The sequence below is a fragment of the Bartonella sp. CR127HXZ genome (assembly GCF_042194555.1).
Lineage (GTDB): Bacteria > Pseudomonadota > Alphaproteobacteria > Rhizobiales > Rhizobiaceae > Bartonella > Bartonella grahamii.
This window is the reverse complement of sequence record NZ_JBHIMZ010000069.1, coordinates 1-760: the sequence shown is the minus strand read 5'-3', so window position 1 is coordinate 760 and position 760 is coordinate 1. Positions and strand designations below refer to the sequence as shown.

Sequence of the window (760 nt, the reverse complement as noted above, 5' to 3'; positions counted from 1 at the left end):
ACCAAAGCATCGTAAAGGAGGATTGCCTTATGATGAAGCGCGAAAAGCAATGGCGTCTCATTATACACGACTAGGAAATCTGGACAAAGCGCGTTTAACATCAGTTGAGAAATCAATCATTGATGTGCGGAGGGACAATATGAAGGTGATGCGAAAACTTTATGAAAAAATGCAAGCTAAAGCTATAGGTATAGATCTTGCGCGCGATAAAGGTCATTCTCTTTAATAAAAAACCATAGAATTTAAGTAACAGGAATGTGGATTTTTGCTATTACGATAGATATTTTTGTTGTTCAAATTTAATCTTTAAATTATTATGCCGACATTATTTTAAAAAGCTTTAAGTTTTACATTCTTCTCATTATCTAGAGTGAACGGGGTATATTCTTAAAAGCGGGGATGGGAGAATGGCTGTTACAGCATTTAAAGGTGGACGAAGTTCAGAGCAAAATAGACGTCTCATTGAGAAGCTGCGTTTTGAATTTGGACCGCAGATATGGGGTTACCTAGATGATCCTACAGTCATAGAAATTATGTTAAATCCTGATGGTACATTATGGGTTGAACATTTGGGAGAACCTAAAAAAGCTGTCGGCATGGTGGATGCGCATAGGGCAGAAGCCGCTATGGGAACAGTAGCTACAGCTCTTGGAACGCAAATTACCAAAGAAAATCCTATTCTTGAATGCGAATTACCAATGAATGGAAGCCGCTTTGAAGCGGTAATTCCACCTATCGTTTCCGCCCCAACATTTACAAT

At 38.6% G+C, this 760-nt stretch carries 2 pseudogenes; both read left to right on the top strand.

Going from position 1 to position 760, the window contains the following annotated elements:
• Nucleotides 1–226 (top strand): annotated as a pseudogene (locus ACFIKY_RS09150) (hypothetical protein); the annotation flags it as partial.
• A 181-nt stretch (nucleotides 227–407) separates the two neighbouring features.
• Nucleotides 408–760: pseudogene (locus tag ACFIKY_RS09145) on the top strand (conjugal transfer protein TrbB); the annotation flags it as partial.